Annotated in this window: 1 protein-coding gene; it reads left to right on the top strand. The window is 38.6% G+C overall.

All coding sequences use genetic code 11. From position 1 onward, the window contains the following. Positions 1-443, top strand: a 443-nt coding sequence (locus tag SB775_RS27350; RefSeq protein ID WP_410864275.1) for an IS3 family transposase, incomplete at its 5' end; no start/stop codon positions are given. Positions 444-560 lie beyond the last annotated feature (117 nt).

Below are 560 nucleotides of genomic sequence, written 5' to 3'. Positions count from 1 at the left end.
GGATTGGAGACACGTTTGCCTACCTATCTGCCGTTTTAGATTTGTATAATAATGAAATTGTGGCATGGGAAGTTTCTACACGAAACGATCTTGAATTAGTTCATAATACGTTGAATCAGTTAAGGGACAAGTCATTTGAAAAGGGTGCCCTTCTTCACTCTGATCAAGGATTCCAATATACGACGAAATCATACGAAAAGCAGGTAAAAGAACTTGGTATTCAAGGAAGCCACTCTCGTCGTGGTAATTGTCATGATAACGCGTGTATCGAAAGTTTCTTCTCGCATTTAAAAACAGAGAAGTTATATTTGGTACGCCCAAAAACAGCAGAGGAAGCTTGTATAGTCATCCAGGAGTATATAGACTTCTATAATACTGATCGCTTTCAAGAAAAATTTAACGGCCTTTCCCCGGTTGAATACCGAGAAAAGGCCGTAGCTTGAAATACTCTTTTTTTATTGTCTACTTGACAGGGTTATGTGCATTACATCACGGTTCGAAATTAGAACTCTAAGTTTCTCAAATGATTCGGATGTGGGACGAACAAAGGAATAATAGCC

The organism is Peribacillus sp. SIMBA_075, from assembly GCF_046534585.1.
The sequence above is the reverse complement of the archived record's forward strand: the minus strand, read 5'-3'. Positions and strand labels throughout refer to the sequence as shown.